Here is a 22,616-nt window from a genome sequence, read left to right as displayed (position 1 = left end):
TCGCTCAGCCGATGTCATCAGTGCCGTGCATTCGGTTGCGACTGACACCGCGGCAACTGTGACCAATAGCACAGCGCATTATCTACAGAATCTGACATGGACGACTATTAGTCTGGACAAGTTCATCGAGCTAAAAAAGATTGACTTCGTTGAATTCTTTATTCGGAATAACGATGATGCGCCTGATAGATTCTCGCAATTGATCTCCGGCCAGGTGTTGCGAGGATTAAAGTTCAACCCGGGTAACTCTTATGCAGGAGATCAGGACACAACAATCATTAAAGCACTGTTGATGTGGGATTGGCTCGACGATGGTCCGCACCTGGTCCATCAGTGGAGAAAAGCCTTTCTTCGCACTCATGCCTATAGCCACTCCGCTGGCGCGCCGGTACTACTTATGGCTCCCTTGACCGATGGGGTTTATCTCACAGGGTTCAAGGCTGACGCCTGGAACACTGAACACAAGATCGACCGTATGGTCGTCACCTACGAGGAATAGAGTCATGGCAACGCATCTGCTTGTGCAGACCGTAGACGGTCGTCACTTCGTGCGAGGGAGCGCAAACGCCCGCACGAAAATCAGTGCCGAGGAGAAGGCGGCGGGCTTCAAGGTAGCGCCGCTTCACACTGGCGGTGTGTTCACGGAGGTCAACAGCGGGCATCAGGTTGACCTTGACAAGAAGGGGGCGGTTACAGCGGTTGGCGAGGTGCCTCCCGGTCGCACGAGTTTCCCTCCAAGTGAGTCTACCGGCAGTGGGAACGCATGGACCTTCCCGGACCACTACGTGATCCATGCCGACCGCTGGCCTCACGCCGGCAGCGTGGACTTCGGGCCGTTCCGCTACTACCGCCCGACGCCAACCGACGGCGACCCCTACAACGACTGGATCCCGGTGCATGACGACGACGTGCTGAACGTCATCATCGGGCTGGCCTACGGCGGCCTCGAACATGAGGACGAGGACGTAGAGGCCACAACCTACGGTTCCACCGGGCCCACCCTCGAAGCCGGGAAGTGGACGGCCACCGTCGATGCCCATCTGCGGGCGATGCATTCCTTCCGGCGGTTGCTGTCCGAACAGTTGCTGGCAATGTTTGCCACCGCCCACCTTGGCCTGTGGACGGATCGCCAGCGGCCCGGCTGGTTCAGTTCGGCGCTGATCGAGGACGCGGAGCGGCGCGAGGCCATCGATGCGTCGGTCACCGCACGGGGCCACGATCTTGACGCCAAGCTCCGCCGTATCTGCACGTCCTACTACGAGCTCGAATACGACCTCAAGCTGCTCGACAAGTGCAAGACCTTGGCGGATTGCCTCAAGGTGGCCGAAATGTGGGTCGAGGGCACGTTCCTCAAGGACTGGCGGCTCGAAGGGTGGTATATCGGCAAGCTGATGGGCGACCCGCCCGCCATGCACGAGAAACTGGGCCCGCTTCACAACCGGTATCCCGGACTGGCGTGATGATTCAGGAGACCTTGCCCGAATTGTATGTCATCATCGCCGATGTCGTGCTGCTGGTCGGCTTCTACGGCGTCCTGCACACAACCTTCATCGGCCCGGAGAAGACCCGGCGCAAGGAACTCTACGATCGTCTCAACAACATCGAGCAGGAGCAGATCCATGCGAACGCCTGGCGCGAGGCGCACGGCGACACGCACCGCGAGACGCTGGCCAAGATCGACCGCCTGATCTCGATGACGAGTCAACACACCGAGGCTCTTCACGCCATGGACAAGCGTCTGGCGTTGATGGAGCAGCGGGAAGAAGAACGGGACCGCCGCGCGGCCCGCTAGGAGCCCCACATGCAGACCATTCTCCTCACGCTCAAATACTGCCTGCTCGCTTTCGGCGGCGTTCTGATCGGCTTCATCTTTGCCGGCCTTGCCTGCAATGAGGCCCGTGCCGGCGAACACCGCCTCGATCTGGCGTTCAGTGTGGCCGACGACGGCTCGTGCTCGGAAGCGACCGAGACGATCTCGTTGACCTACGACTACGCCGGCGACCGGCTCGACGCCTACGGCAAGGTCCGGCAGGCCCCGTCGGCCGGCGATTGCCGGACGCAGGGTCTCGCCTACACGGTCGATCTGGCCCCGAGCTTCGATTGCGGCACCTTCGGCTACGTCGAATGGGAGTGTGTGGCCAAGCTGTCAGCCGATCGGCACACGCTCCACGCCCAATATGCCCTTGCCAACGGCACCCGCCGGGCGGACGGGCGGCCGATGTATCTGGTGACGCTCCCGGCCGGCTCGATCGAGACGGTGACGGCGGCCCTGGGCGCCACGGCGACGATCGGCTGGCTCGAAGTGACGCTGGCCGTCAACACGCTGGAACTGGACTGGGCGGACGGCAGCAGCGGCCGCACCCTGCACGCCGCCGTCTCGACCGAGTTCCCGCTCCTCGGCGGTTCCCTCGAACTGGCGGCGGACGTGGACGCCGATGGCGACCATGCGTTCGGATCGGCCCGGAGTGTCTGGCGGAGCGGCCGGCTCTACGTCGGCCTGTTCTACGACTTCGGCCTGCTCGAAGGGCTGTCCGATGCCCCCGAGACCATGAAATGGTACGGAGAGGATGTGGTCTATCAGGGGCCCGGACAGGACACGGCCACCCGGCTGGAGGTCGGCGTCACCTTCTGACGCGGTATACTCTCAATCCCTGGGTCCGCCGCGTCGTTGTTTTGTAGACCGGTGGTGCGGTCGGCCCGGGGACCAGCCAAGGAGACGAACATGGGCAAGCCCAAACCGTACAAGATCTGATGAAACCGCGGACCTATGAGGACCTCCGCCCCCAACTCCGGACGGGTGACATTGTGCTCTTTGCCGGACGCTCAGCCGTCAGCAAGCTGATCCGGTGTGTGACCCACAGCAGGTGGTCGCACGTCGGCATGATTATCCGTTACGAACCGGACGCGGTGTTCGTATGGGAGAGCACCGTCCGGAAAGGAGTGGCGTTGTCGGCGTTCTCCCGGCGGATAGCGACCTATCCCGGTCACGTCGCCGTGCGGCGCAGACGGAACATCCTCACCGACACGGAAGAGAGCGCCATTCACGAGTTCCGGCGGCGGGTGTCCGGAACCGGGTTCGAGAGGTCCCCCTTTCAGATGCTCGGCTCGGCGCTGCAAGGCATCCACAACCGGGCCGACGAGAGCCGATTCTTCTGTTCGGAACTGGTCGCGGCGACGTTCAAGGCGGCTGATCTGCTCCCTTCTGACCGCCCGTCCAACGAATACACGCCGGACGATTTCGCCCTATTGCTGACCGGCTGCTTGGGGGAGTCCCATCATCCACTAGTGGAGATTTTCGATGCCCGATAAGGCCAAGACGGCGGCCCGTAAAGCCCAAGAGGCGGCCCGTAAAGGCAGGGTAAAGGCAGATATGGTAAGTTGGGGCTACGACCCACCAATGAAAGAGATTCTGCGGACTAGGGGATACTCAGCGGCGGCGCGCGGAAGAGAGGCGGCCGAAGGGGCCAGACAATCGGCGGAAAGCGCCAGCCATGCGGCAAAGCTCGGCGGCCTGAACGCGACCATTTTTTCGGTGAAGATCAACAACGCCCGGGCTCGGCGGCAACTGGAGGAGAGCAGGAAGACGCTGGAGCGGAGCAAGAAAGTCAGGGAGCAACGGAAATGACCGAGGGTTACGCGGTCCGCAAGGGCGAGTTCTCGTGGGCACTGGAGTTGCTCAAACAGGGCAAGCGCGTCTGCCGGCGGGGCTGGAACGGCAGAGGCATGTGGCTGGTGCTCCTAAAACGCCCCGGCTCGTTCAACATAGGTGGCGCGGCCTATCCGATGCAAAGCTATGTCGCCATGAAGACGATGCAGAGCTCGCTCGTTCCGTGGCTGTGCAGCCAGACCGACCTGCTGGCCGACGATTGGGAGGAAGTGGAGTAGGAATATGTCGGACGCAAATGAGAGAGCGGATCAGATCATGGAAATGCTCAAGAAGCGGAATCCGAATCCGCCTTCAAGAGCAGAGCAGAACTCAAGAAACCATTACGCCTGGCACCAGTTGAAAACACACTGGGATCAGGTGAACTCGGAGTTGCACGATCTTTCCGGCGAGGTCCGGACGCTTCGTGCGCTGATAGAGGGATTGGTAAGAATTCTTGTTGACTCTCCAAAACACGACGATCTGCACAAGTTGCAGAAGCAGATCGACCAACTCAAGGAGAAGCCCGAATGACTGCTTCCGTCACGATCTGCAATACCAGTAACCATACGGGGGAGAACTGCACCGTCAAATTAGGTCTTATCAACATTCCACTGAAGCCCGGAGAATATACCACGGTGCATATTGATGATAAGGTTGAAGTTTTCTTCGATAAGGACGGGAAGACTGAACCGTTCACGATGAACGGTAAGCAGATGTATCCGGAAGCCTCCATTGCCTGGAGACCTTTCGGGAAGGTGAAGAAATGACTGTTTCCAGCACACTCGTCAACATGTCCAACCACACGGGCGAAAACTTCTCCATCGCGATCATTGCCTGGAGACCTTTCGGGAAGGTGAAGAAGTGAGATGTATGCCCTGTTCCTGATGATGGCCCTGTGGATTCCCAGCCCTTCCGGGCCGGGGGTCCATTGGCAGCAGCACACGCACCCGGTGAAGGTGGCCGCCAACCTGACCGAGGACCAGTGCCACGCCGCCGGCAAGCGGGCCCTCATGCAGGCTAGGAACATGATTCGCGCCTACGCCTGCCACGAAGACATCAAGGCCTAGGAGGACGCCATGAAGATGCCATCGTTCGCGACCCCGATCCAGACCAATGCCGTGATCTTCGCCACCTACGCCGTCCTCGGCTTTCTCGGGTTCATGGCTCTCGACTCGTTCATCGCCAACGGCGACCCGGACGGCGGCATTCCGAAAGAGGCATGGGGCATCGCGGGGATGGTATTCGGCAAGCTGCTGGATGCCATGCTGGAGATCATCAAGCAGCGCCGCGAACCGAATGCGGGAACTTCCTGAAAGACACCCCTTCGATGGCGGGGTATCGGGCATAAGGATATGGGGGAAGCGACTGAAAAGGCGGCCCCGGCCAAAACCTCCACCCAGGGCCGAGGCAGAAAAGCTAAAGTGTCGGCACGGCCTGCCGAAGGCGTGGTGCGCACTATGTCGAGACACATGAAGGGATCTATCGCCATGCTCAAGCGGGCGGCCTCGGCCAAGATCAGCTTCGGCCAACTCGCCATCGCCTTGGCGGCGAGCTCTGTTCTGCTGGCCATCGTCAACGGCTGTGTGCCCAAGGGAATCGACTTCCGGACCCCTCTGGCCTCCATCGAGACCGACCACACTCCCGACGAGCTCAAGGCCGAGCTTTGCACGGTGCGCGGGGAGCTGTATATTCCCAAGGGCGGCGCTCTGACTTGCGGCGCCGCCACCGCCGCTCCCGGCGGGGATGGTGGAACTCCTCCTCAGACACAGCTACCATCATCCCCGCTCCCGGCGGAGCACCCCCCGGAACCTGAAGCACGTTCTCCTGAGGTTCCGGGGGACCCGCTCGAAGAATCGATCATCGAGAACGAGGGCGGGCAGAACACCGCCTACTGCGACGAGTCCGGACTGCACATCGGCGACGGGTTCCGGTTCCAGCTATCGGACGCCGAACGCGCCGAACACCGCTGCGAGAGGATCGAGGAAGCCAAGGCCGCCGCCGAACGGGCCCTGGGCCCGGAGACGTGGCGGACCCTCGATCAGGTCCGCCGCGACGTGTATTCGGAAGTTTGTTACTGGACCGGGCCGACCGGGTGCCACAGCTTCACGTGGACGATCAAGCACATTCGGACGGGCAACTGGAACGCGGCGGCGGACGAGCTTCTGAACACGACCTGCCCGACCTGCCTCTACACCGTGGACCCGGAACGCACCGAGGTGCTGGCCCGGTGGATGCGGCGAGGGGTCAGGGACTAGAGGTCTTTCCTCCAGCGCAAGCGCGGTTCACCACTGTACGCCGAAGGCTCACCGAACAACGGCATCCCCGACTGATGCCGTTGGCGCTTGCCGACGTTCCATGTTCTCACCCGATCCAGCTTCCCGTCGATCTTCCATCCCGTCGCCTTGAGCGACGAGCCGGACTCCGATTGCAGCGTGTAGGTGTAGGCCCGCCGGTAGCCCAAAGCCTTGGCCGCCCGGGTGATAGCCCCGTAGAGGACGGAACAGGCGTTGCGGCCGCCGGTCGTGCACAGCCTCGTGACCTCGACCGTCTCACCGTCGCACAAGGCCTGGGTACAGGGCCGGCCGGCGACCGCCACGCCGATCAGCCGGCCGTCATCGTCAGCCAGACCGACCTGCATGATCGCCACCCAGTGCGGTTGGGAATGGCGGTGATGGGCGGCGATGAACTGGCGGGCCTGCTTGCGGTTGACGGGGACGAGCTTCACTCACACATCCCGGCCAGTCCGCACTGCCCGAAGATCTCCACCTCGGGCGGGAACAGCCCGCCGGCGTTCTCCGACGGCTTCGGCGGGCGCGAACGCACATACTCCACCATCGCCCGGATGCCGTGGGTCGCCGTGGTGATGTGGTTGCCGTAGACCGGGCGCAGGTGCTTCGCGGCGAAGAAGGTGGCCTCGGGCGGATCCCGCTTGGTGACCAGCGCCACGCGCCGTTCCCAGTCCTCGATGCGGTCGATCATCGTCGGGTAGTGCTTTGCCAGCAGGCGGATTTCGCCGTGCCTCGCGTAGATGCACGGGCCGCAGCCCACCCTCGACAGGTTCGCACTGTAGAGCGCGTTCGGCAGCAGCCCGTTGGCCTTGTGCCATGCCCACACGTCGGCGACGTTCCATTCGAGGATCGGCCGGAAGGTGAAGCCGGACACCTTGTCGCCGTACAGGCGGTTCGGTTCCCTCGTGGCAATCAGCGGGCCCCGATAATCGAGGTGCGACCGGGCGGTGCTCTCGTCGCGGCGCACCCCCGTCCATGACACGATCGGCCGCCCCTTCTCCAGCTTGAGGTAGAACTGCTCGATGATCGGCAGGATCTTCAGGTATTCCGTGCAGAACTGCCGCTTCGGGCTCGGGAAGCCGCCGCGCAACAGGCACATGTCCAGATAGGGATTGCCGGACGGTTCGAGGTGGGCGAGGGCGCGGTCGATGATGTGCTGCGCGATACCTTCCTTGGCCCATTTCGTCTTCACGTTCTCGCGCCGCTTCGGGAAGTCGCCGGCGAAGTCCCCCCTGACCGTGGTGACCGGCGGGCCCCCGGTCGCGCCCGACAGGCTGGCGATGAAGTCGTAGGTGGGCGGCAACTCGTGCCCGGTGTCGGCCGTCACTGCCAGAAAGCCGTCCGCCCCGAGCAACTCCTTCGCCAGCAGGTAGACGGCCGTCGAATCCTTGCCGCCCGAGACGCTGATGACGTGGATGGCGTCCGGGTGTTCGGCCTTGATGTCCTCGACCCGCCGGCGGGCTTCCTCGATCAGGTATCCGTGCATGTCAGTTCTTTCTGTAGGGAACGGATTGGGCCAGGCATTCCTCGCACGGTTCCATCTCGTCGCCGTGTGCGAAGCAGTGATCGGGGGCAATCAGCCGCCCCGTCATCTTGCTCCGGCCCACGCATTGCAGGCACATGGCTTGCAGCCACACGCATTCATCGGGATGGGCGCGGGCGAAGGACGGGGTGGTGCGGTGATATTCGACCGGGTGACCGAAATCCTCCGGATCGTCGGGGAGCGGCCACTCGTACCACCGATCCTTGGTGACCCCGATGCGGGGCAGGTAGACACGGAGCAGGTTGACACGGATGTTCATGCTTTCTCCTCGATGTGCCAGCTGGGGCCGTCCTCGCTGACAGAATGGATTGCCACGCGGGAATCCCCCCGGAACTCCTCGATGACGGCCGGCTTGCGGTTGCCAAGCGGAGCCGTCTCGGGCGCGTCGGGGTCGATCTCGCCCCGGCAATAGGCACGAGCCTGCCCGACCGACTTCCAGCCCTTGATCGGCGGCCCGTTCATCAGGCTCAGGTAGATGGTGGTGTCGTTCATGACAGAAACACCAGACGGTCCGAGAGGACCTGCAACACGACGCCGACCGGCTGGCTGATCCTCGCGTAAGCGTTGTCCCCGTCGTTTTCGTCCATATCGACGAAGAGGATGGTGGACACCAGCACGACCAGCACCGCGCACACCTTGAGCAGGGTGACCCCGACGGTCAGCCTGAGGCCGAGCCGCTGACCCTTGTAGTGATCGACGGCGACCTTTGACCTGACCTGAAACAGGACCGAGACGAAGAACATCACGACGAGGATGCAGATCGTCCAGACGACCGCCGCGCCCACCCGGATATCGCGCCACAGGATGGCAAGCCATTTCATGTCAGATTCCCCTGATGCGTTCGAGGACGCGCCGCACCCCCGGCGAGACGTGCCGCAGGTTGTGCAGGCTCGCCCGCACCTGTCCGACGGTCTCGCGCCACTTCTCTTCGGCCTTGCCGTGGCCGACATCCTGCAACTCCATCTCGATCTCCTTGGGCGGGGTCCGGCCGTCGCCGAGAAAGGTCTTGCCGTCCGAAGGTACCCGATCGACCTTCCGGATTCCGCCGGCCAGCGACCACGTGCGCGGCGAGGCCGGGCCCCCCAGTGATTCCGTGTTGCCCACGCAATCGAGGATCAGGGCGTCGCGGTCGTCGGCCTTGCGCCGGAGCACCCGCCCGCACGACTGGAGCCACACCACGACCGACTCGGTCGGCCGGGCCATGATCGCGCAATCGGCTTCCGGGACATCGAACCCCTCGAACAGGAGATCGACGGTCACGAGGACGTTGATGGCGTGGGTTCGGAACCGGTCGAGGCAGTTCCGTCTCTCGATCGGATGCGCCGTCCCGTCGAGAAACTCGGCCCGGGCCCCGGCCTGCACGAGCGAGGCCGTCAGGAGCCGCCCATGCCGGCGGGACACGGCGAACACCAGTGTGCGCCGGTTGCGGGCGTGTTCGCGCCACACCGAGGCCACCCGCGCCATGACGCGGGGTTTCGCCGAGGCTTTCTCGGTTGCGCTGCGGCGGAAGTCGCCCAATGCCCTGGGCAGATCGCGGCTCATGACAGGAATGGTGAGAATCTTGTAATCTGCCAGCCCGCCGTGGCGGTTCTCTGCTGCCCATCGGATGAGCGCCGCCACGGTGGGACCCTCGATCAGCGTGTCGTACGTCGGCGACAGGCCAAGGCCGTCGAGCCGGGCCGGGGTCGCCGTCAGACCCATGCGGGTGGCGTTCGGCCACATCCGGTAGATCTGCTGGTATTGCCTCGCCGCCGAGTGGTGCGCTTCATCGGTGATGAGCAGATCGGGTTCGTCGATGCCGGGATCGTCGAGCCGCCGGGCGAGCGTCTGCACGGATATGAGGTGGGCGGGGAGAGCCGAGAGGACAACTCTCCCCGCTACGAGTGCGCCGATATCCCGGCGCCCGATACCCGCGCTGGACAAGGCGCGGGCCCACTGATCGACCAACTCGTTCCGGTGCATCAGCACCCCGACGCGGCGGTTGGCCTTGACGGTTGCGCGGATCACGTCCGCAGAGAATACAGTCTTGCCCCCGCCGGTGGGCAACTGCACGAGCGGGTGGCGGCAACCCCTCGCCCATGCGCGGTCGAGATCGTCGCGAAGCTGCTGCTGGTAGGCGTAGAGCTCAGACATTCTTGGCACGATACCATTGCGCGACGGCGCCTTCGGCGGCCGTGATCTGGCGAGTGTAGAGCGAGACCATGCGCGGTGACTCCCACCGGCCGGCCTGCATGATCGTCGGCAGCGACAGCCCCGCCTTGGCGAGATCCTGCGCCATGCCGACGCGGGGGGAATGACCCGAATACTGGCCTTGCAGACCGGCCTGCCGGCAGACGGCGGCGATGCGCTTGCAGATCGACCGGGCAGCCAGCCGGAATATGGGGTCGCGGGCTGACGGCCGGGACCGGGCCCGCCACCGGCCAAGCGCTTCGGTCACGTCCGGCGACACCCACAGGTAGGTTCCTTCCGCCTTGCGGTCGGTCTTCGAGCGGGTGATCTGCACCCGCCCGGAGCCGTCCGGCAGTTCGACGATGTTCCCCCACAGCAGCGCCGCCGCTTCGGATCGGCGGAGCATGGCGTCGCGCATCAGGCCGATCAGGGCAATGTCCTGCTCTCCTCGCCGCCGCGCCTGCGTCTCGGTTTCCAGAACCCCGCCGCGAGTGATGCGCGGCTGGCAGGCGAAAGCGCACACCGACACGTATTCATCGGCCCCGAGTGGTGCGGCCTGTTCGGCCTGTGTGCCCTTGCGCCGGGCATGGCCGGCCAGAACCTGCCGGACGAGAGGATGAGCCGTCGGGGGACTGAAACCCGCTTCCCGGTGCCGGTCGGCGATGGCGGCGGCGTGACAGCGGAGCGTGACATGCGCACGACGTGCGCCGAGATGACTGAGATACGACGCCACAGTCTCCGGATCGGCCGGCAGTGCGGCCGCCGACCCGACCCATCCGAGGAATGACTGCCACGCGGCACGGTAGGCGCGGCGGGTGTTCGAGGACTGGGCAGCGGCGAGGTTACGTTCGAGTTCCGAGGTCGTCATGGGTGAGGTCTCCTTCACAGCGGGGGCAGTCGCCCGACGGCCAGTTCGTCAGGCATCCACAACGGGGGCAGTAGGGGTAGGTGGCCAGCCGGTCGTTGAGCGGGATCGAGCGGGCTGCAGGCCGGGGGAACAGCAGGCCGAACAGGGAGCGGAGCAGCTTCATGGCGCCTTCTTCCGGTGTGCCTCGACCCTGCGCTTGACCGCATCCATCGTCCTGGCGCGTTGTTCGGTCGCCTGGCAGCTTTCGGTCAGCCGCATGCGGACCCACTCGCCGATGAGCAGGCCGTCGGTCTGTGCCGCCCGGCGAACGCGGTCACGCAGACCCCGGCCCATGCGGAACTTGAAATCGATCAGGTCACTCATGCATACCCCCGGATTGGTGCGTGGATAGCGCACCAGCATAGCAGGTCCATGATCCACGCACCAATCCGGGGTTGACCGATAACGGGACCGGGGTTATATTCAGGGACGGCCGGACCTTCCCGGCCCCCCAAGGAGACCCCAGTGAGCCAACGCAACGCCGTGATGCGGAGCCGCCGCCGTGGTGCTGGAATGTGTATCGAGTGCGGCCGGCGTCCACCGACGCCGCCGGCACCCCCGAAAGGACGGCGCGGCCGTTCCTCGACGGGGATCTGCTGCCGCGTCTGTCTCGATCGCATGGCCGACCGACAGCGACGACACCGCAGCCGGAACCGCTGACCTACCCCCCAAGGAGACACTGACATGCCTGTTATGACAGCGACCGTCGTCAAGGAATTGGAGGCCGCCAAGCGCGTCTACTTCACCCTGCCCGACGGATTCACGTTCAAGGTTGTTCGCGACAGCCTGCTTGACGATCTGCGCGAGCACGACTCGATCGGAGACACGGAATCCCCGTTCGGGATTGCGGAGACCATCGAGGAACTGCCCGGCGAAACCAGCCTCATACTCTGCGAGGCCTAGGAGCACACCATGAACGTTGACGCCATCCGCCGCACCATCGACTCGATCAAGGCGGCCCCCGACACCTATTGCCAGAGCATTTGGGCGTGGACGAAAGATCCGCACGGATGCGGCACACCGGCCTGCGTGGCCGGACACGCGGTCGCCGGCAACGGACACGAGATCGTGAAGGCCCCGTTTTCCACGGCCGTCACGGCGAGGCTGAACGGCAAGAAGATGCCGATCCACGACGCCGCCGCCGAGGTTCTTGGTCTCGATCTCCAGCAATCGCTGGACCTGTTCGCGGCGCACCCTTACCTGATCATCGACTCCCACCAGTGCATCTTCACGCCGACGGCCGCTGACGCCATCGAGACACTGGAGCGGCTGATCGAGACCGGCGAGGTCACGTGGGTTCGTCAATCCCGACGGCACCCGGAGGCAGATGCTTGACCTGTCCGACTGTCCCGTTATACTGCCCCCCGGTCCGCCCCCCGGACCGCAACAGGAGACAACCATGAAATTCACCCCACCCTTTGACACGATGCTTGCGCACATGGTGCAGCGGGGCATCTTCGACCGCGCCACCCCGGCGCAGATGAAGCGGTCCATTTCCGCCGAGCTCTACGCCGACGGCAAGCTGTCCGAGCAGACGCTTGCCCAGTTGGCGGCATGGGCAGTCCTGCCGCCCAACCCGAAGGTCAACGAAGGAACCTTCGAGTGGTGTCAGCGAGCCGCCAGCGACGACGGGGCGCGGCTGCACCTGCAGCACACCGTCGTGATGCGGAACCCGGCCCGGACCAGTCTGCCGGGGCACACATGGGCCTGCATCGCCACCGACGGGTTCCGCGTTCACGCGGCCCCGGTCAAGGACTCGTGGATCGAAAAGGCCAAGCGCAAGCTTGAGATTGACGATTTCGAGGTCATTGGCGTCAAGCCCGACGGGTTGGAGCCGTTCAAGCTTGAGACCGGCTACCCGTCTATCGAGCGTGTCTGGCCAAAGCCGGACGATCTCATGGAGCGGCGCGAGGTCAAGCTGTCCGAATGCGGCTGGCACCAGTGGGTCGGCGACGGCAAGCCCCGCACCACCATCGAGTTCCACAAGGGGAATCGCCCGGTCGATGCCCGGTTCGTGTGGGGGCTGATGCTGCGGTCGCCCGATCGGGAGCGGATTTACGTATCGCCCAACCGAGACCCGAAAGGCGCATCGGTTTGGGAGACGGAAAGCTGCCCCAACGGCCGCGCCATCCTCATGCCCTGCGAGGTTTCGTAGGCACACCCAACGCGGGGGCGGGCGTTGTACGGTCGCCCGCCCCCGCAACACCCCCGGAGGACAAGCAATGAAGATCAACCACACCCCCGAGATCGGGATCAACAGCGGGCGCGACTGGCTCCGCCACGACGGCCGCTTGCTGTGCCTGTGCCACGACCCGGACAGCGACGGCTGCCCCGACGACGTGGGCTGCCATCTGCCAATGGCGCACGACCGCGCCGAGGAGCTGCTGGCCGCCGGCAGGCTCTGATACACTCCCATTGGGCAGCCGGTCGATCCTGTCCCGACCCCTGCCCCCCGGCGGCTTGCGAGCAAAGCCTCACAGTACCACTGCCGCCGGGTTCCCCCCCCCCACAAGGAGACCCCAAATGCGAATCAAGACCATCTCACAGATCCACGAGGCCGACCGTTGGGAAGCGGCCGTGATCCTCGCCGACGCCAGACGGCGCATCCAACGCGGCTGGACCACGGGAGCGTGGGCGCGTGACAGCGAGCGGAGACCCGTCGATCTTGCCTCTTCCGAGGCCTGTTCCTTCTGCTTGACCGGCGCCCTCAAGGCCGCTTGCGAGTTGCGCGGCCCGCACCCGCAGGCACAGAGTTGGGACGCCGTGTTCGTGCTCGCGTATTACGCGGTTTACGCCACGAATCCCCCCACTGACCGGACACCGTACGGCGGACTCACGGGCTTCAACGACGCGCCGGGTCGGAACAAATACGAGGTCGTGCAAGCTCTCGACCGCGCCATCGATCTGGCCGGACACGGCCGCCTTGCCAGCCTCGGGGACGACCGATGACGGCCGCGGAAGTGCTGACGCGGGCACGGGATCTGCTGGCCGAGCGTCCCGGCGCGTGGATACAGGGCAAGCTGGCCGCCGACAGCGACGGCATCCTGAAATCTCCATGGTCCAATTTGGCGTGTCGATGGAGCCTGACCGGAGCTCTCGACTTAACGAGCGGCATGACCAGCGATTCTGACCAGCACGGATGGCAGAGGCATCTGGCCAGAGAGGCCCTGATCGAGGCCATACTCCTCAACGCCGGGATCGAGACCGGCACCGGCTACCGCGTCTGCCTCACTGTCTGGAATGACACCGACGGCCGCACCCGCAACGACGTGCTGGCCGCCCTCGACCGTGCCATCGAGGAGCTTGACGGCTAGCTGTCCCGTGATATAGTGCCCCCGGTCCACCCCGGACCGCATGGACAGGAGACACCCATGACCACACCGACACCGACACCGACACCGACACCGACACCGACACCGGCCAACACCCGAGCCGGCCCCCGATCCCGCCGCCACGACACCATCGCCGCACTCCACGCAGCATGGGTGGGTTGCGACCAAGGTGCGGACTGCGGCTGCCGCCGCGCCACCGCACAGGAGTGCATGGATTTTCCGACCATAGAAGGCCCCGGAGATCTCTACGAGCTGTGGTGCCCGGCCTGTGATTTCGACGGCTTGAGCGAGATTGCACTCCGGTCTGCCGAGGACATGATGACGGCCGCCTTCCTCTCTGCCGACCCCGATGACGCCGAGACGACCGACCGTGAGGACGCCCACATGGTGTCCCCGACGGCGGAAGTCCGGGAGATCTACGGACCGGTCTCGACCCCGGCCGGCACGGTGACCCACCGGACCTACTCCCACGAGCCATCCCGCCGCTGGTACTTCGAGTCCGGATGGAGCGTCCTCTCGGTGGCCGGCGAGCTCATAGTCCTCTACCCCGACGGCGAGCGTTGCGGCGACGACGAACCCCGGCGCCAGCCGCTCATCGATGCGGTCCGCAATCTCGGGGGGTAGATCTGCCCGCCCATCGACGGCCCTCACGGCCCCCGGGACACACCGTCCCGGGGGCCTTTTCTCTGCCCTCCACATGCCCACCCCGGCGTCCCAGTGGACGCCCGCCGGCCCCGATTTGCGTTCCGCATCGTCCCGTGATATAGTGCCCGGACCGGTCGATCCTGACCGGCCCCCTACGGAGACAATCCCATGACCCGATCCACTCCCACCCACGTGGACCTGCGCACCTGCCCGCAGCCCACCGTCGCCGAGGCCATCACGATTGTGGAGGAGGCACGAGACATCCTCGGATCCCCCTCCGCATGGTGTCAGTTCGCCCTCGCTCTCTCCGAGCACGGCGAGAGCCTGCAGCCCGACGACCCCGATGCCTGCGCATGGTGCCTGACCGGCGCCATCGATGCGGCCGCCTGCATCTACGTCTCATCCGATTCGCAGCACCCGGCCGTCATCGCCGCCCGATCGGCGCTCGCAGAGGCCATCTCCTCGGGGTGGGTCATGGCCCACCCCGTGGCATCCACGGTGTCCAACATCGCCGAGTGGAACGATGCCTCGACCCGCTCATGGAGCGATGTCTCGGCCGCTCTCGACCGTGCCGAGGACATCCTCCTGACCCACGCCTGCTAGACCGCCCCACAGTCACGGCCCCCACAGGCCGGCCGGGATCACACCCGGCCGGCCTTTTTCGTCGCTAGGCCTGTTTTCCGGCCCGTCAGCCGCCGCCGATTCTCGGGGGTAGTCGGATACCACCCGACCCCGCCGATGCCCCTTAGAGGCCCGCTACGGGCGTTTTTTTCCGGCCCCCGACCGTCCATCCGCCCCGATTGCCCCGGATTCGCCCAAAATCGCCGTCAGAGCGACCGCCACCGCATCCCACTGATCCCGGTTCGCCGGCAGGCCGCCTTCCGCGCTGGATCGGCCCCGGACCCGTCCAGCGCGGAAACCGATCAGACCCCGCACGGCAGCCGCCACGTCCCCCTTCGGGGCGTGCCCATGCCCCGCCACGACCCGCTTCACCGTCGTCGGCGAGATGCCGGCGACGGACAGGCCCGCCATCGTCAGACCCGCCACGATCGCCCCCCGTGCCTGAGCGAGCAGGAGCGCCGACCGCAGCCCACGATGGCCGCCCACGACCGACTCCTCGACGACCGCCCGGCAGGCGTCCTCGGCAGCACCCACAACCCCGGCGACCAGGCAGGCCAGCCGGTCGGGGAGAGCGGCCGCCGGCGACGTGCGGATCGACCCCACCCGGACCAGCCCGTAGCGGCCATCGAGGGGCACGGGATCGACGACCGCCCACCCCGTCCGGGTCAGCGATGGATCGACCCCGATGACCAGCCCGCTCCTCGGGACGACGACCGGCGGCTCGACCCCGGCGGCTCGATCAGAGCGCATCGGACGCCGCCGCCGACCGGCCAGCCCGAGCCGCCCGGCGGCTCGACCCAAACGACCGACAAGGGGCAGTTATCGGACGCCTGCCCCTCTCGACCCGAATCCGCCGCATGGGACCATCTGCCACCGATCGGCCAGGGGGGGATTCCGATTTGCGTTTTCCATCCCAACGGGTCCCATGCAACCCCACGTCAGTCTGGTTCCCCGCCCCTCGCGCGAGATCGTGCTTCGGCCTGTTGGGCGGGGGAGAGGTTGAAGAAGTCGTGTGGGGAGAGTCCGCCGAAGTGTGCATCGCGCATTTTCTGCGTGGCTTCGGAGACGGAGGGGTTGTCGGGGTTGTGTTCGGCGAGTTTCCAGTCGGCCTCGTATTCGAGGTTGGGACCGAAGAAGCGGACGGCCTGCATGACGAAGGTGGTGGCGGTCCAGCCCTTGGCCTGGCAGTAGTCGGCGTAGCGTTTGGTGGCATCGAGCAGGTCCTTGGGTTTGGCTCCGGCGTTGCAGCGGGCGTTGATGGATTGTCGGGCGCGGGCCCAGGGTTGGGAGCCTTCGCGTTTGGGGTAGGCGGATTTTATCGCCTCAAAGGCTTCATCAGAAATCTTGCGAACGGCGCGTCGGGTAGTCCGGTGGGAGGTTTCCTCGCGCGTACGTGCGCGCACGTTGTGAGTGTTTTTTTGTACTGATTCTTTCTTTGGTGAATCAGTACTAACCGTATCCGGTATTCGAGTACAGGTACTCGTAGTAGTACCAGCCGCGCGCGCGCGCGCGTGCGCTGGGTCAGCGCGGGCTCTAACTCGGTTAAGAGACGTGCTCTTAGTGCCGTTAAGAGGAGGTCTCTTAGTTGAGTTAAGAGACGTGCTCTTAGTGCCGTTAAGAGACGGGTTGCCGAACACGTAGTTCTGGAGGGATTCGGGCAGTCTGTCGGCGTGGTATTCCCGTCGGGGTTTCTGGTAGACGCGGAAGTTGCGGACGGCGCCGAACGGGAGGTCTTCGGCGTCGAAGCGTCGGATCATGTCGGCCCCGAGGAGTTCGTCGAGGAGAGCGTCGATGTCGAGTTCGGGTTCCACGGGGAGGATGCGGGCGCGGAGTTGGCGCGGCCGCCATGCGAACACGCCCTGATCGTCGCACTGGGTCAGGATGCCGATCCAGAGCAGGCGGGCGGGGAGCGATACGGACGTGAAGGCGTGGTCGGAGAACAGATCCTGATAGACGGACCGGATGCGTTTGGAGGACATGGGCGGGGTTCCGTCCGGTTATTCGGGCATTTCCTGACAATCGAGGCGGTATTGCTGGCGGCCGGCGTCGTCGGTGTAGCGGAGCCGGAGGATGTGCGTGAGTTGGCCGGAACGGGTGCGCTCCCAGAACGAGACTTCCTCTTCGAGTTTCTCGAGGAGGTCGTTCGGAAGGCTGACGGTGATCTTGGATCGGGTTTCCTTGGGCATCGGGTTCTCCGCATGAAAGCGTCGCCCGTGGATGCTGGTTTCATCCGCAGGCGACTAAAGAATGCCAGATATTACGGAATACGCCAGGGTCTGGCAAGCCATCATTCGGCGTTCTCGGCTTCGGCTTCGGGGTGGTGCTCGTTGAGCCAGTCGCGGAAGATGAGGGCGACCTGCTGCGAGCGCGAGCGGAACTCGCGCTTGGCGATCTTCGAGATTTCGCGCTCGAAGGCGATGGGGACGTGGATCGAGAAGGTCATGAAACCCGGCGTGTTGCTGGTCATGATTTTTCCTTGGGTTGTTGATGGGGTTGCACAGGATACAATAACTGCTAGGATGGTGGCAAGGCGGCGGGCTGCATGTGCGTTCGGGCCCGCCGCCCCCGCAACCGGGGAGAGGCAAGCATGGCGAAGATCGTGGTGGACGGCGAGGCGTATCCGGTGGTCGAGAGCCTGGGCTTCGAGCACACCGCCGGGATGTATGCGAAGCTGGTGAAGGTCGGGGATGGCGAGAAGATGGCGGTAAAGGCCCCGAGGGGGGCCTGGCGGTTCTGGACGGCGGAAGACCGGGTGAAGCCGTTGCGCGAAGAGGCGGTGTGCGGGACGCCGTACGTCCGGAGGAAGCGCTGATGCTGCGTCTGGAGGCGTCGAGGGCGGGCGAGATTCTGGCGTGTGCCCGCCGGGCGCAATGGCTGATCCGGAACCGGCCGGTGCGTGATCCGGTGATGACGGCGGCGCAACTGGTCGGCGAGTTCACGCACCGGCGCTGGCTCTACGACCCGCCGGCGGAGGCGTTTGCGGCGGCCCCCGGCGGCCGGCCGGTCCGGTGGGACAAGGTCACGCCGGACCTGCGCACGGCGGTGCGGCAGTCCGAACGGTGCGCCCGGCTGGCCGAGGACCTGCTCGATCACGTCTCGGGCGGGGCTCCGAAGCGGGTGGAGGAACAGACCGAACACCCGCTGGAATGGCCGGTAGCCGCCGGCGAACTGGAGGTCCGGGCGCGGGCCGACCTGACGTGGCGGAACGGCGAACGGCGCCTGTGCGTGGCCGAACTGAAAACCGGCAAGCAGCGGCCGGCGGATGTGATGCAACTGGCGATGACGGCGGCGGCGGCGGGTGAAGCGGACGTGACCGGCTGGCTGCTGTACGTGCCGAGGGACGGGTCGGTCCCGGTGGCGAAACGCTACGATGCGGAGGAAATGGAAGTGATCGTGGAATCGCTGGCGCAGGCGTGGTTCGGGCTTCATCACCCGGTCCCGTCGTGGCAGTGCGAAACGTGCCCGGTCGAGACGTGCCGGGCCGGACGGGCGGAGGAGTTTCGTCTGCCGCCCGAAACCTACACCCCGTGAAAGGAGAAACCATGACGGACAAGGTGAAGCAGCAGCGCCAGTTGGCGGTGCGGCCGCAGCAGAACGTGCAGGTGCACCGGCCGGAGCCGATGTGGCCGGCCAATCTGGACGAGGCCATGAAGATGGGCGAACTGGCCTGCCAGTTGCTCGGCAAGGACGACAAGGAACAGGGCAAGATGGCCGGGATCATCCTGTCGGGTCTGGAGCTCGGAATCGGGCCCATGACGGCGGCGAGGGGAATCTGGATCGTCGAGGGGCAGCCGTACGTGTCGGCCAACCTGCAACGCGCCATCATCCTCGCCTCGCCGGTGTGCCGGTCGCTGACCGTGAAGCCGGTGATGGTGCCGGTGGTGGACAAGGACGGCCAGCGCACCGGGGCGACCGAACCGGGGGCCGTGGCGACGGGTGTGCGGGCCGACAACGGCGACGCCATGAAGGTGGTGGTCAGGGAAAGCCAGTACGCCCACATGAAGAAGACCCGGACCGGCAAGGACAATCTGGCGTGGAAACAGAACCTCGCCGACATGCTGGTGGCGAGGGCCACGGGCAAGCTGGCGAGGGGCCTGTTCGCCGATGTGCTGTTCGGGATGGGCGTGGCCGATGTCCGCCAGCGCGACGGCGGCGAGGAAGTGGTCGAGGTCGAACCGATCGAATCCGACGAGGGCGCCTTCGTCGGGGCCGGGACGATCGACCCGGACGAGAAGGAATGGGAAGAGGCGCAGAAGCGGGCGGCCGAGGCTGACCGGCAGGCCCGCGACGGGGCCGTCGGTGCGGCCGAACCCCCGTGGGGGCTCGAGTGATGAAGCTGGAAGTCACGAACGTGCGCGGTCTCGAAACCGGGACCGTGGAACTGGAACCGGGCCGGGTGCAGGTCGTGCGCCGGCCGAACGCCGCCGGCAAGACGACGCTCTCGGCGTGTCTGGCGGCGTGTCTGTCGAGGGTGGCCGACCCGCTCGGGCTGGCCCCGAGGAACGGCCTCTACGTCCGCAAGGAGGCGGCCGGAGAGGAGTGCCGGGCGGTGGTGTCCGACGATACGTGGTCGGTGACGTGGGAACCGGCGTCCGCAACCTTCGTCACGGCCGGGAACGCCCCGGAAGTGCCCGAGGCGGTGCTGCGCTTCGGCCAGCCCCTGCTCGGCGGCACCCGCCGGGCGGCGTCGCGGCGCTGGCTCGATGCCATCCTGCCGGAACCGGTCACGGCGGCCGAACTGGCGGCCGAACTGGAAACCGCGACCGATCAGGTCACGGCGGCGAGGCTGGCGAAACAGGCCATCCCTGCCGACGCCGACCGCGACGCCGTGCAGAAGGGCTTCGAATCGGCGTGGGCGGTGGCCGACACGCAGTGCCGGGAGGCCAAGGCCAGATGGGCCGATGTGGCCTCGGCGGCCGACGGCGAGCGGCGCACCTACGGGTCGGCGATTGCCGCCAAGTGGCGCCCGAAGGGGTGGACGGCCGAACTGGAGGGCCGGGGCCTCGCCGAACTGGAGGAACGCCTGCACGACGCGACCGAGGCCGAACGGCTGCTGGCGGCGGAAGCCGCCCGGCTCGATGAACAGGTCCGGAACGCCGAAAGGGTGCGGCAGGATCACGAGGCCGAACTGGTCCGGATCTCCGGACTGCGGATGGAACTGGAGACGGCGCAGGAGGCACAGCGGAAGAAGGATGGCGGCGAGGTCGAAGCCCTGCGCACCGAGTTCAGGCAGGCCGAGGCCGCCCGCGACGAGGCCGAACAGGGCGTCCGGGAGGGCAAGACGGCCATGGAGCGGGCGCGGCAGGCCGGAGAAGCGGCCGAACGCGACGCTGCGAGGGCCGCCGAGCTCCGCCGGCGGGTGCAGGACACCCGCGCCCGCAACGAGAGGTGGCAGAGAGAACATGTCCGGACGCTGCGGGGCCGGGTCGATGACGGCGAAAACCGGCTGGAGGAGGCCGAACAGAAGGTGGCGGACCTGAAGAAGTCGATGCTCCTGCTGGAATCCGCCGACCTCACGTGCGAGACCTGCGGTCAGGGCCTGCCGCCGGCCCTGAACGAGAAGCGCCGCGCCCAGAGCCTCGAGAAGCTGCGCTCCCGACTGGATTCGGCCCAACGCCGGCGCGAGCATTGCGAGGAGTCGCTGGACGAGGCCCGGAGCGAACTGGCGGACGCCGAAAACGACGACGCCACCCCGCCGGGCATTCAGGACATGCTGGACGAAATCGCGAATCTGGAGGCGAAGGCCGACGAGGCGGAGGAATCACCCGGCGAGGCGATTGCCCGGTGGCGCGAGGAGATCAGCCGCCGGACGGACGCCTACGGACGGGCCGAACGGGAGTTCCGGGAGGTCGGTTCGAGGCTGGAAAAGGTGGTCTCCGCCGCCACCTTCCGGCGCGAGGCGGTCGAGAATATCGGCCGGTTGCAGGGCCGGATCGAGGAGGCCGAGAAGCAGATCGAATCCGGACTGCCGGAAGCCCCGTCGGACGCCGAGTGCGCCGAGGCGTCGCGCCGCAAGCTGATTGCCGCCGACGTGCAGCGCGAGGCGGCCGAAGCGGTCCGGGTGCGCCATGCCTACGAGGAGGCGGCGAGAGCGCAGGAAGAAGCCTTGCAGTGGGACCGGGTGCGGACCATCCTGTCGCCGGACAAGGGGATTCAGGCGAGGAAGCTGTATGAGGGCGAGGCCGTCATGCAGGAGGCCATGGAAATCGTGGCCCGGACCGTCATTTCGGCCGGTTCGTGGCTGCCGCAAGTCCGGATCGACACCGCCGAACGGCGGATTCTGGTGAACGGGCTGCCGGTCGAGGCGGCGAGCAACGCCGAACGGTGGTGGGCCGAAACCGCCTGCCGGCTCGGACTGGCGGCGGTGGCGAAGTCGCCGGTGGCGATCATCGACGGGGCCGACGTGATCGGCCTCGACCAGCGGAAGGGGTATCTGGATGCGGCCGAGGTCATGGCCGACGAATACCACATGGCCGTGCTCTGGACCGAGACCGAATAGTGGAACCCAAGGGGCCGAAGTGGCAGACCTACGGCACCGTCCGGCTGTGGCGGTGCACCACTTCGGCCCCGGAACCGACGGCAGAGGACCGCTACCCGTGGAAGCCGGGCCGCAAGCAGGGGCTCATCATGGCCGTGTCGGAATACATGGCCTGCCACCTGAGCTTCCAGCTTCGCCACCGCATGATCTTCGCCAAGAAGCGCATCCGGGCGCTGGTCGAGGGCGGGGCCGGCACGGCCGAGGAAATGTTCCCGTACATGCTGTGCAAGGGCGACGCCCGGCACCAGTTCTCGGGCCAGCAGATCGGTCAGGCGGTGTTCGGAGCGTCCGAAGCCGAGGCCGACGCCGAGGCGAAGCGGGTCTACGGCCCGTCCGGATGGTGGAAGCCGGCGACGTGGGACGAGGCGTTTCTCGAACTGGATGACGACGCCCTGCTCGATCTTGCCCGGTCGGTCTGGAGCTCCAATTCGTCGAAGACGAAGAAGATTCCCGTATGGCGGCGGGGGCGGCTGCACGACCTGGTGCCCGTGGCGTGGAGGAAGATCCATTCCCCCCGGCCGGAATGCATCAGGATGCAGCCCGTGTCGCGCCGGCTGATCGTCCGCACCCTGCGGCTCGCCATGATCGACCCCGACTACGGCACCGACCGCCGGGCGGGCCCGTGGGCCGATCGAAAACCGAAGCTGGAACTCGATGCGATCCGGGAACTGCACGGCCCCAACATCGGGGACAAGGCCGCGGAGGAGATCTTCCACCTGATCGGCGGCGGCAATCTCCGGTTCCTGCCGGCGCAGCGCCGGGGCCTGCAACTGCTGTTCGACGCCTACGGGGTGAAGGCCGAAGACCTGTCCTGGGACGAGGCGGCCGCCCTGTGGGAAGCCGGGCCGGAGGAAATGCGGCGCGCGAAAATCGAGCGGGGGCTCGGCCGGAGGGATATGCTGGAGCGGGCCATCCGGGAGTAACGGC

General features: G+C 65.9%; 38 protein-coding genes. 25 read left to right on the top strand and 13 right to left on the bottom strand.

Annotated elements, in window-relative coordinates; translation table 11 throughout:
* The 12 genes from ACOGXC_RS00340 to ACOGXC_RS00285 all read left to right on the top strand — a co-directional run.
* A partial coding sequence (locus ACOGXC_RS00340) for a hypothetical protein (RefSeq protein ID WP_419917504.1) occupies positions 1-499 on the top strand: 499 nt, incomplete at its 5' end.
* A gap of 4 nt (positions 500-503) precedes the next feature.
* Positions 504-1,460: a hypothetical protein gene (locus ACOGXC_RS00335; RefSeq protein WP_419917503.1), complete on the top strand. Its 957-nt coding sequence runs from the start codon at positions 504-506 to the stop codon at positions 1,458-1,460.
* Positions 1,460-1,792: a hypothetical protein gene (locus ACOGXC_RS00330; RefSeq protein ID WP_419917502.1), complete on the top strand. Its 333-nt coding sequence runs from the start codon at positions 1,460-1,462 to the stop codon at positions 1,790-1,792. The genes ACOGXC_RS00335 and ACOGXC_RS00330 overlap by 1 nt, the downstream gene beginning before the upstream one ends.
* A gap of 9 nt (positions 1,793-1,801) precedes the next feature.
* Positions 1,802-2,632 (top strand): hypothetical protein, encoded by an 831-nt coding sequence (locus ACOGXC_RS00325; protein ID WP_419917501.1) that lies wholly within the window; start codon positions 1,802-1,804, stop codon positions 2,630-2,632.
* Between the two features lie 119 nt (positions 2,633-2,751).
* A complete protein-coding gene (locus ACOGXC_RS00320; RefSeq protein WP_419917500.1) occupies positions 2,752-3,309 on the top strand; it encodes a YiiX/YebB-like N1pC/P60 family cysteine hydrolase in 558 nt (185 codons plus the stop codon).
* Positions 3,299-3,625, top strand: coding sequence for a hypothetical protein (locus tag ACOGXC_RS00315; protein ID WP_419917499.1), 327 nt, complete (start codon positions 3,299-3,301; stop codon positions 3,623-3,625). The genes ACOGXC_RS00320 and ACOGXC_RS00315 overlap by 11 nt, the downstream gene beginning before the upstream one ends.
* Positions 3,622-3,885: a DUF2829 domain-containing protein gene (locus tag ACOGXC_RS00310; RefSeq protein WP_419917498.1), complete on the top strand. Its 264-nt coding sequence runs from the start codon at positions 3,622-3,624 to the stop codon at positions 3,883-3,885. Before ACOGXC_RS00315 ends, ACOGXC_RS00310 begins: the two co-directional genes overlap by 4 nt.
* Before the next feature lie 37 nt (positions 3,886-3,922).
* Positions 3,923-4,177: a hypothetical protein gene (locus ACOGXC_RS00305; RefSeq protein WP_419917497.1), complete on the top strand. Its 255-nt coding sequence runs from the start codon at positions 3,923-3,925 to the stop codon at positions 4,175-4,177.
* Entirely contained in the window at positions 4,174-4,413 is a 240-nt protein-coding gene (locus tag ACOGXC_RS00300; protein ID WP_419917496.1) for a hypothetical protein, read from the top strand. Before ACOGXC_RS00305 ends, ACOGXC_RS00300 begins: the two co-directional genes overlap by 4 nt.
* 99 nt (positions 4,414-4,512) lie before the next feature.
* A complete protein-coding gene (locus ACOGXC_RS00295) occupies positions 4,513-4,713 on the top strand; it encodes a hypothetical protein (RefSeq protein ID WP_419917495.1) in 201 nt (66 codons plus the stop codon).
* Positions 4,714-4,722: 9 nt separating this feature from the next.
* A complete protein-coding gene (locus tag ACOGXC_RS00290; protein WP_419917494.1) occupies positions 4,723-4,959 on the top strand; it encodes a hypothetical protein in 237 nt (78 codons plus the stop codon).
* A 156-nt stretch (positions 4,960-5,115) separates the two neighbouring features.
* A complete protein-coding gene (locus tag ACOGXC_RS00285; protein ID WP_419917493.1) occupies positions 5,116-5,901 on the top strand; it encodes a hypothetical protein in 786 nt (261 codons plus the stop codon).
* Here the strand turns inward: ACOGXC_RS00285 and ACOGXC_RS00280 are convergent.
* From ACOGXC_RS00280 to ACOGXC_RS00240, 9 genes are read right to left on the bottom strand one after another with little or no spacing between them, the layout of a single operon-like run.
* Positions 5,898-6,371: an XF1762 family protein gene (locus ACOGXC_RS00280; protein WP_419917492.1), complete on the bottom strand. Its 474-nt coding sequence runs from the start codon at positions 6,369-6,371 to the stop codon at positions 5,898-5,900. The genes ACOGXC_RS00285 and ACOGXC_RS00280 overlap by 4 nt on opposite strands.
* Positions 6,368-7,420: a phosphoadenosine phosphosulfate reductase family protein gene (locus tag ACOGXC_RS00275; protein ID WP_419917491.1), complete on the bottom strand. Its 1,053-nt coding sequence runs from the start codon at positions 7,418-7,420 to the stop codon at positions 6,368-6,370. The genes ACOGXC_RS00280 and ACOGXC_RS00275 overlap by 4 nt, the downstream gene beginning before the upstream one ends.
* Position 7,421: 1 nt before the next feature.
* On the bottom strand, positions 7,422-7,736 hold the full coding sequence (locus ACOGXC_RS00270) for a hypothetical protein (protein ID WP_419917490.1): 315 nt from the start codon (positions 7,734-7,736) through the stop codon (positions 7,422-7,424).
* Positions 7,733-7,969, bottom strand: a complete 237-nt coding sequence (locus ACOGXC_RS00265; protein ID WP_419917489.1) for a hypothetical protein — start codon at positions 7,967-7,969, stop codon at positions 7,733-7,735. Before ACOGXC_RS00265 ends, ACOGXC_RS00270 begins: the two co-directional genes overlap by 4 nt.
* On the bottom strand, positions 7,966-8,298 hold the full coding sequence (locus ACOGXC_RS00260; protein WP_419917488.1) for a hypothetical protein: 333 nt from the start codon (positions 8,296-8,298) through the stop codon (positions 7,966-7,968). The genes ACOGXC_RS00265 and ACOGXC_RS00260 overlap by 4 nt, the downstream gene beginning before the upstream one ends.
* 1 nt (position 8,299) lies before the next feature.
* Positions 8,300-9,610, bottom strand: a complete 1,311-nt coding sequence (locus ACOGXC_RS00255; RefSeq protein WP_419917487.1) for a DEAD/DEAH box helicase — start codon at positions 9,608-9,610, stop codon at positions 8,300-8,302.
* Positions 9,603-10,514: a tyrosine-type recombinase/integrase gene (locus ACOGXC_RS00250; protein ID WP_419917486.1), complete on the bottom strand. Its 912-nt coding sequence runs from the start codon at positions 10,512-10,514 to the stop codon at positions 9,603-9,605. Before ACOGXC_RS00250 ends, ACOGXC_RS00255 begins: the two co-directional genes overlap by 8 nt.
* Positions 10,489-10,677 (bottom strand): hypothetical protein, encoded by a 189-nt coding sequence (locus ACOGXC_RS00245; RefSeq protein ID WP_419917485.1) that lies wholly within the window; start codon positions 10,675-10,677, stop codon positions 10,489-10,491. Before ACOGXC_RS00245 ends, ACOGXC_RS00250 begins: the two co-directional genes overlap by 26 nt.
* The gene (locus tag ACOGXC_RS00240) at positions 10,674-10,916 is read right to left on the bottom strand and encodes a hypothetical protein (protein WP_419917484.1); all 243 of its coding nucleotides are present in this window, start codon (positions 10,914-10,916) and stop codon (positions 10,674-10,676) included. The genes ACOGXC_RS00245 and ACOGXC_RS00240 overlap by 4 nt, the downstream gene beginning before the upstream one ends.
* Before the next feature lie 321 nt (positions 10,917-11,237).
* On the opposite strand from ACOGXC_RS00240, the gene ACOGXC_RS00235 reads away from it, so the two are divergent.
* The 8 genes from ACOGXC_RS00235 to ACOGXC_RS00200 all read left to right on the top strand — a co-directional run bounded on the left by ACOGXC_RS00235 (position 11,238) and on the right by ACOGXC_RS00200 (position 15,133).
* Positions 11,238-11,456, top strand: a complete 219-nt coding sequence (locus ACOGXC_RS00235) for a hypothetical protein (protein WP_419917483.1) — start codon at positions 11,238-11,240, stop codon at positions 11,454-11,456.
* Between the two features lie 9 nt (positions 11,457-11,465).
* On the top strand, positions 11,466-11,888 hold the full coding sequence (locus ACOGXC_RS00230; protein ID WP_419917482.1) for a hypothetical protein: 423 nt from the start codon (positions 11,466-11,468) through the stop codon (positions 11,886-11,888).
* A gap of 64 nt (positions 11,889-11,952) precedes the next feature.
* The gene (locus ACOGXC_RS00225) at positions 11,953-12,708 is read left to right on the top strand and encodes a hypothetical protein (protein ID WP_419917481.1); all 756 of its coding nucleotides are present in this window, start codon (positions 11,953-11,955) and stop codon (positions 12,706-12,708) included.
* A 67-nt stretch (positions 12,709-12,775) separates the two neighbouring features.
* A complete protein-coding gene (locus tag ACOGXC_RS00220) occupies positions 12,776-12,958 on the top strand; it encodes a hypothetical protein (protein ID WP_419917480.1) in 183 nt (60 codons plus the stop codon).
* Positions 12,959-13,076: 118 nt separating this feature from the next.
* A complete protein-coding gene (locus ACOGXC_RS00215; RefSeq protein ID WP_419917479.1) occupies positions 13,077-13,502 on the top strand; it encodes a DUF6197 family protein in 426 nt (141 codons plus the stop codon).
* A gap of 11 nt (positions 13,503-13,513) precedes the next feature.
* The gene (locus ACOGXC_RS00210; RefSeq protein ID WP_419917478.1) at positions 13,514-13,867 is read left to right on the top strand and encodes a DUF6197 family protein; all 354 of its coding nucleotides are present in this window, start codon (positions 13,514-13,516) and stop codon (positions 13,865-13,867) included.
* Positions 13,868-13,924: 57 nt separating this feature from the next.
* On the top strand, positions 13,925-14,509 hold the full coding sequence (locus tag ACOGXC_RS00205) for a hypothetical protein (RefSeq protein WP_419917477.1): 585 nt from the start codon (positions 13,925-13,927) through the stop codon (positions 14,507-14,509).
* A gap of 189 nt (positions 14,510-14,698) precedes the next feature.
* Entirely contained in the window at positions 14,699-15,133 is a 435-nt protein-coding gene (locus ACOGXC_RS00200) for a DUF6197 family protein (RefSeq protein WP_419917476.1), read from the top strand.
* Between the two features lie 153 nt (positions 15,134-15,286).
* Here the strand turns inward: ACOGXC_RS00200 and ACOGXC_RS00195 are convergent, their stop codons facing one another.
* The 4 genes from ACOGXC_RS00195 to ACOGXC_RS00180 all read right to left on the bottom strand — a co-directional run bounded on the left by ACOGXC_RS00195 (position 15,287) and on the right by ACOGXC_RS00180 (position 17,618).
* Positions 15,287-15,901 (bottom strand): crossover junction endodeoxyribonuclease RuvC, encoded by a 615-nt coding sequence (locus ACOGXC_RS00195; RefSeq protein WP_419917475.1) that lies wholly within the window; start codon positions 15,899-15,901, stop codon positions 15,287-15,289.
* Positions 15,902-16,089: 188 nt separating this feature from the next.
* Positions 16,090-17,130: a hypothetical protein gene (locus ACOGXC_RS00190; RefSeq protein WP_419917474.1), complete on the bottom strand. Its 1,041-nt coding sequence runs from the start codon at positions 17,128-17,130 to the stop codon at positions 16,090-16,092.
* An 18-nt stretch (positions 17,131-17,148) separates the two neighbouring features.
* Positions 17,149-17,337 carry a hypothetical protein gene (locus ACOGXC_RS00185; RefSeq protein ID WP_419917473.1) on the bottom strand — a complete coding sequence of 63 codons (189 nt, stop codon included), beginning with the start codon at positions 17,335-17,337 and terminating at the stop codon, positions 17,149-17,151.
* A gap of 101 nt (positions 17,338-17,438) precedes the next feature.
* Positions 17,439-17,618 (bottom strand): hypothetical protein, encoded by a 180-nt coding sequence (locus ACOGXC_RS00180; RefSeq protein WP_419917472.1) that lies wholly within the window; start codon positions 17,616-17,618, stop codon positions 17,439-17,441.
* A 120-nt stretch (positions 17,619-17,738) separates the two neighbouring features.
* On the opposite strand from ACOGXC_RS00180, the gene ACOGXC_RS00175 reads away from it, so the two are divergent.
* The 5 genes from ACOGXC_RS00175 to ACOGXC_RS00155 are packed head-to-tail and all read left to right on the top strand — an operon-like array spanning position 17,739 to position 22,612.
* Positions 17,739-17,963, top strand: a complete 225-nt coding sequence (locus ACOGXC_RS00175) for a hypothetical protein (protein ID WP_419917471.1) — start codon at positions 17,739-17,741, stop codon at positions 17,961-17,963.
* Positions 17,963-18,682 carry a PD-(D/E)XK nuclease family protein gene (locus tag ACOGXC_RS00170; RefSeq protein WP_419917470.1) on the top strand — a complete coding sequence of 240 codons (720 nt, stop codon included), beginning with the start codon at positions 17,963-17,965 and terminating at the stop codon, positions 18,680-18,682. Before ACOGXC_RS00175 ends, ACOGXC_RS00170 begins: the two co-directional genes overlap by 1 nt.
* An 11-nt stretch (positions 18,683-18,693) precedes the next feature.
* Positions 18,694-19,482 carry a hypothetical protein gene (locus tag ACOGXC_RS00165; RefSeq protein ID WP_419917469.1) on the top strand — a complete coding sequence of 263 codons (789 nt, stop codon included), beginning with the start codon at positions 18,694-18,696 and terminating at the stop codon, positions 19,480-19,482.
* Positions 19,482-21,650, top strand: coding sequence for a hypothetical protein (locus ACOGXC_RS00160; protein ID WP_419917468.1), 2,169 nt, complete (start codon positions 19,482-19,484; stop codon positions 21,648-21,650). The genes ACOGXC_RS00165 and ACOGXC_RS00160 overlap by 1 nt, the downstream gene beginning before the upstream one ends.
* Positions 21,650-22,612, top strand: a complete 963-nt coding sequence (locus ACOGXC_RS00155; RefSeq protein ID WP_419917467.1) for a hypothetical protein — start codon at positions 21,650-21,652, stop codon at positions 22,610-22,612. Before ACOGXC_RS00160 ends, ACOGXC_RS00155 begins: the two co-directional genes overlap by 1 nt.
* The last annotated feature ends 4 nt before the right edge of the window (positions 22,613-22,616 follow it).

The sequence above is a fragment of the Candidatus Poriferisocius sp. genome, from assembly GCF_965202595.1.
GTDB lineage: Bacteria > Actinomycetota > Acidimicrobiia > Acidimicrobiales > Bin134 > Poriferisocius.
The sequence above is the reverse complement of the archived record's forward strand: the minus strand, read 5'-3'. Positions and strand labels throughout refer to the sequence as shown.

Bases quoted from the DNA above. Each gene is read 5' to 3' on its own strand.
- ACOGXC_RS00255 (WP_419917487.1), bottom strand. From the start codon at position 9,610: ATGTCTGAGCTCTACGCCTACCAGCAGCAGCTTCGCGACGATCTCGAC.
- ACOGXC_RS00275 (WP_419917491.1), bottom strand. From the start codon at position 7,420: ATGCACGGATACCTGATCGAGGAAGCCCGCCGGCGGGTCGAGGACATC.
- ACOGXC_RS00260 (WP_419917488.1), bottom strand. From the start codon at position 8,298: ATGAAATGGCTTGCCATCCTGTGGCGCGATATCCGGGTGGGCGCGGCG.
- ACOGXC_RS00250 (WP_419917486.1), bottom strand. From the start codon at position 10,514: ATGACGACCTCGGAACTCGAACGTAACCTCGCCGCTGCCCAGTCCTCG.
- ACOGXC_RS00335 (WP_419917503.1), top strand. From the start codon at position 504: ATGGCAACGCATCTGCTTGTGCAGACCGTAGACGGTCGTCACTTCGTG.
- ACOGXC_RS00240 (WP_419917484.1), bottom strand. From the start codon at position 10,916: ATGCTGGTGCGCTATCCACGCACCAATCCGGGGGTATGCATGAGTGAC.
- ACOGXC_RS00165 (WP_419917469.1), top strand. From the start codon at position 18,694: ATGACGGACAAGGTGAAGCAGCAGCGCCAGTTGGCGGTGCGGCCGCAG.
- ACOGXC_RS00160 (WP_419917468.1), top strand. From the start codon at position 19,482: ATGAAGCTGGAAGTCACGAACGTGCGCGGTCTCGAAACCGGGACCGTG.
- ACOGXC_RS00185 (WP_419917473.1), bottom strand. From the start codon at position 17,337: ATGCCCAAGGAAACCCGATCCAAGATCACCGTCAGCCTTCCGAACGAC.
- ACOGXC_RS00205 (WP_419917477.1), top strand. From the start codon at position 13,925: ATGACCACACCGACACCGACACCGACACCGACACCGACACCGACACCG.
- ACOGXC_RS00245 (WP_419917485.1), bottom strand. From the start codon at position 10,677: ATGAAGCTGCTCCGCTCCCTGTTCGGCCTGCTGTTCCCCCGGCCTGCA.
- ACOGXC_RS00225 (WP_419917481.1), top strand. From the start codon at position 11,953: ATGAAATTCACCCCACCCTTTGACACGATGCTTGCGCACATGGTGCAG.
- ACOGXC_RS00235 (WP_419917483.1), top strand. From the start codon at position 11,238: ATGCCTGTTATGACAGCGACCGTCGTCAAGGAATTGGAGGCCGCCAAG.
- ACOGXC_RS00300 (WP_419917496.1), top strand. From the start codon at position 4,174: ATGACTGCTTCCGTCACGATCTGCAATACCAGTAACCATACGGGGGAG.
- ACOGXC_RS00320 (WP_419917500.1), top strand. From the start codon at position 2,752: ATGAAACCGCGGACCTATGAGGACCTCCGCCCCCAACTCCGGACGGGT.
- ACOGXC_RS00200 (WP_419917476.1), top strand. From the start codon at position 14,699: ATGACCCGATCCACTCCCACCCACGTGGACCTGCGCACCTGCCCGCAG.
- ACOGXC_RS00315 (WP_419917499.1), top strand. From the start codon at position 3,299: ATGCCCGATAAGGCCAAGACGGCGGCCCGTAAAGCCCAAGAGGCGGCC.
- ACOGXC_RS00215 (WP_419917479.1), top strand. From the start codon at position 13,077: ATGCGAATCAAGACCATCTCACAGATCCACGAGGCCGACCGTTGGGAA.
- ACOGXC_RS00195 (WP_419917475.1), bottom strand. From the start codon at position 15,901: ATGCGCTCTGATCGAGCCGCCGGGGTCGAGCCGCCGGTCGTCGTCCCG.
- ACOGXC_RS00265 (WP_419917489.1), bottom strand. From the start codon at position 7,969: ATGAACGACACCACCATCTACCTGAGCCTGATGAACGGGCCGCCGATC.
- ACOGXC_RS00270 (WP_419917490.1), bottom strand. From the start codon at position 7,736: ATGAACATCCGTGTCAACCTGCTCCGTGTCTACCTGCCCCGCATCGGG.
- ACOGXC_RS00180 (WP_419917472.1), bottom strand. From the start codon at position 17,618: ATGACCAGCAACACGCCGGGTTTCATGACCTTCTCGATCCACGTCCCC.
- ACOGXC_RS00230 (WP_419917482.1), top strand. From the start codon at position 11,466: ATGAACGTTGACGCCATCCGCCGCACCATCGACTCGATCAAGGCGGCC.
- ACOGXC_RS00190 (WP_419917474.1), bottom strand. From the start codon at position 17,130: ATGTCCTCCAAACGCATCCGGTCCGTCTATCAGGATCTGTTCTCCGAC.
- ACOGXC_RS00310 (WP_419917498.1), top strand. From the start codon at position 3,622: ATGACCGAGGGTTACGCGGTCCGCAAGGGCGAGTTCTCGTGGGCACTG.
- ACOGXC_RS00305 (WP_419917497.1), top strand. From the start codon at position 3,923: ATGGAAATGCTCAAGAAGCGGAATCCGAATCCGCCTTCAAGAGCAGAG.
- ACOGXC_RS00170 (WP_419917470.1), top strand. From the start codon at position 17,963: ATGCTGCGTCTGGAGGCGTCGAGGGCGGGCGAGATTCTGGCGTGTGCC.
- ACOGXC_RS00330 (WP_419917502.1), top strand. From the start codon at position 1,460: ATGATTCAGGAGACCTTGCCCGAATTGTATGTCATCATCGCCGATGTC.
- ACOGXC_RS00175 (WP_419917471.1), top strand. From the start codon at position 17,739: ATGGCGAAGATCGTGGTGGACGGCGAGGCGTATCCGGTGGTCGAGAGC.
- ACOGXC_RS00285 (WP_419917493.1), top strand. From the start codon at position 5,116: ATGAAGGGATCTATCGCCATGCTCAAGCGGGCGGCCTCGGCCAAGATC.
- ACOGXC_RS00290 (WP_419917494.1), top strand. From the start codon at position 4,723: ATGAAGATGCCATCGTTCGCGACCCCGATCCAGACCAATGCCGTGATC.
- ACOGXC_RS00325 (WP_419917501.1), top strand. From the start codon at position 1,802: ATGCAGACCATTCTCCTCACGCTCAAATACTGCCTGCTCGCTTTCGGC.
- ACOGXC_RS00220 (WP_419917480.1), top strand. From the start codon at position 12,776: ATGAAGATCAACCACACCCCCGAGATCGGGATCAACAGCGGGCGCGAC.
- ACOGXC_RS00295 (WP_419917495.1), top strand. From the start codon at position 4,513: ATGTATGCCCTGTTCCTGATGATGGCCCTGTGGATTCCCAGCCCTTCC.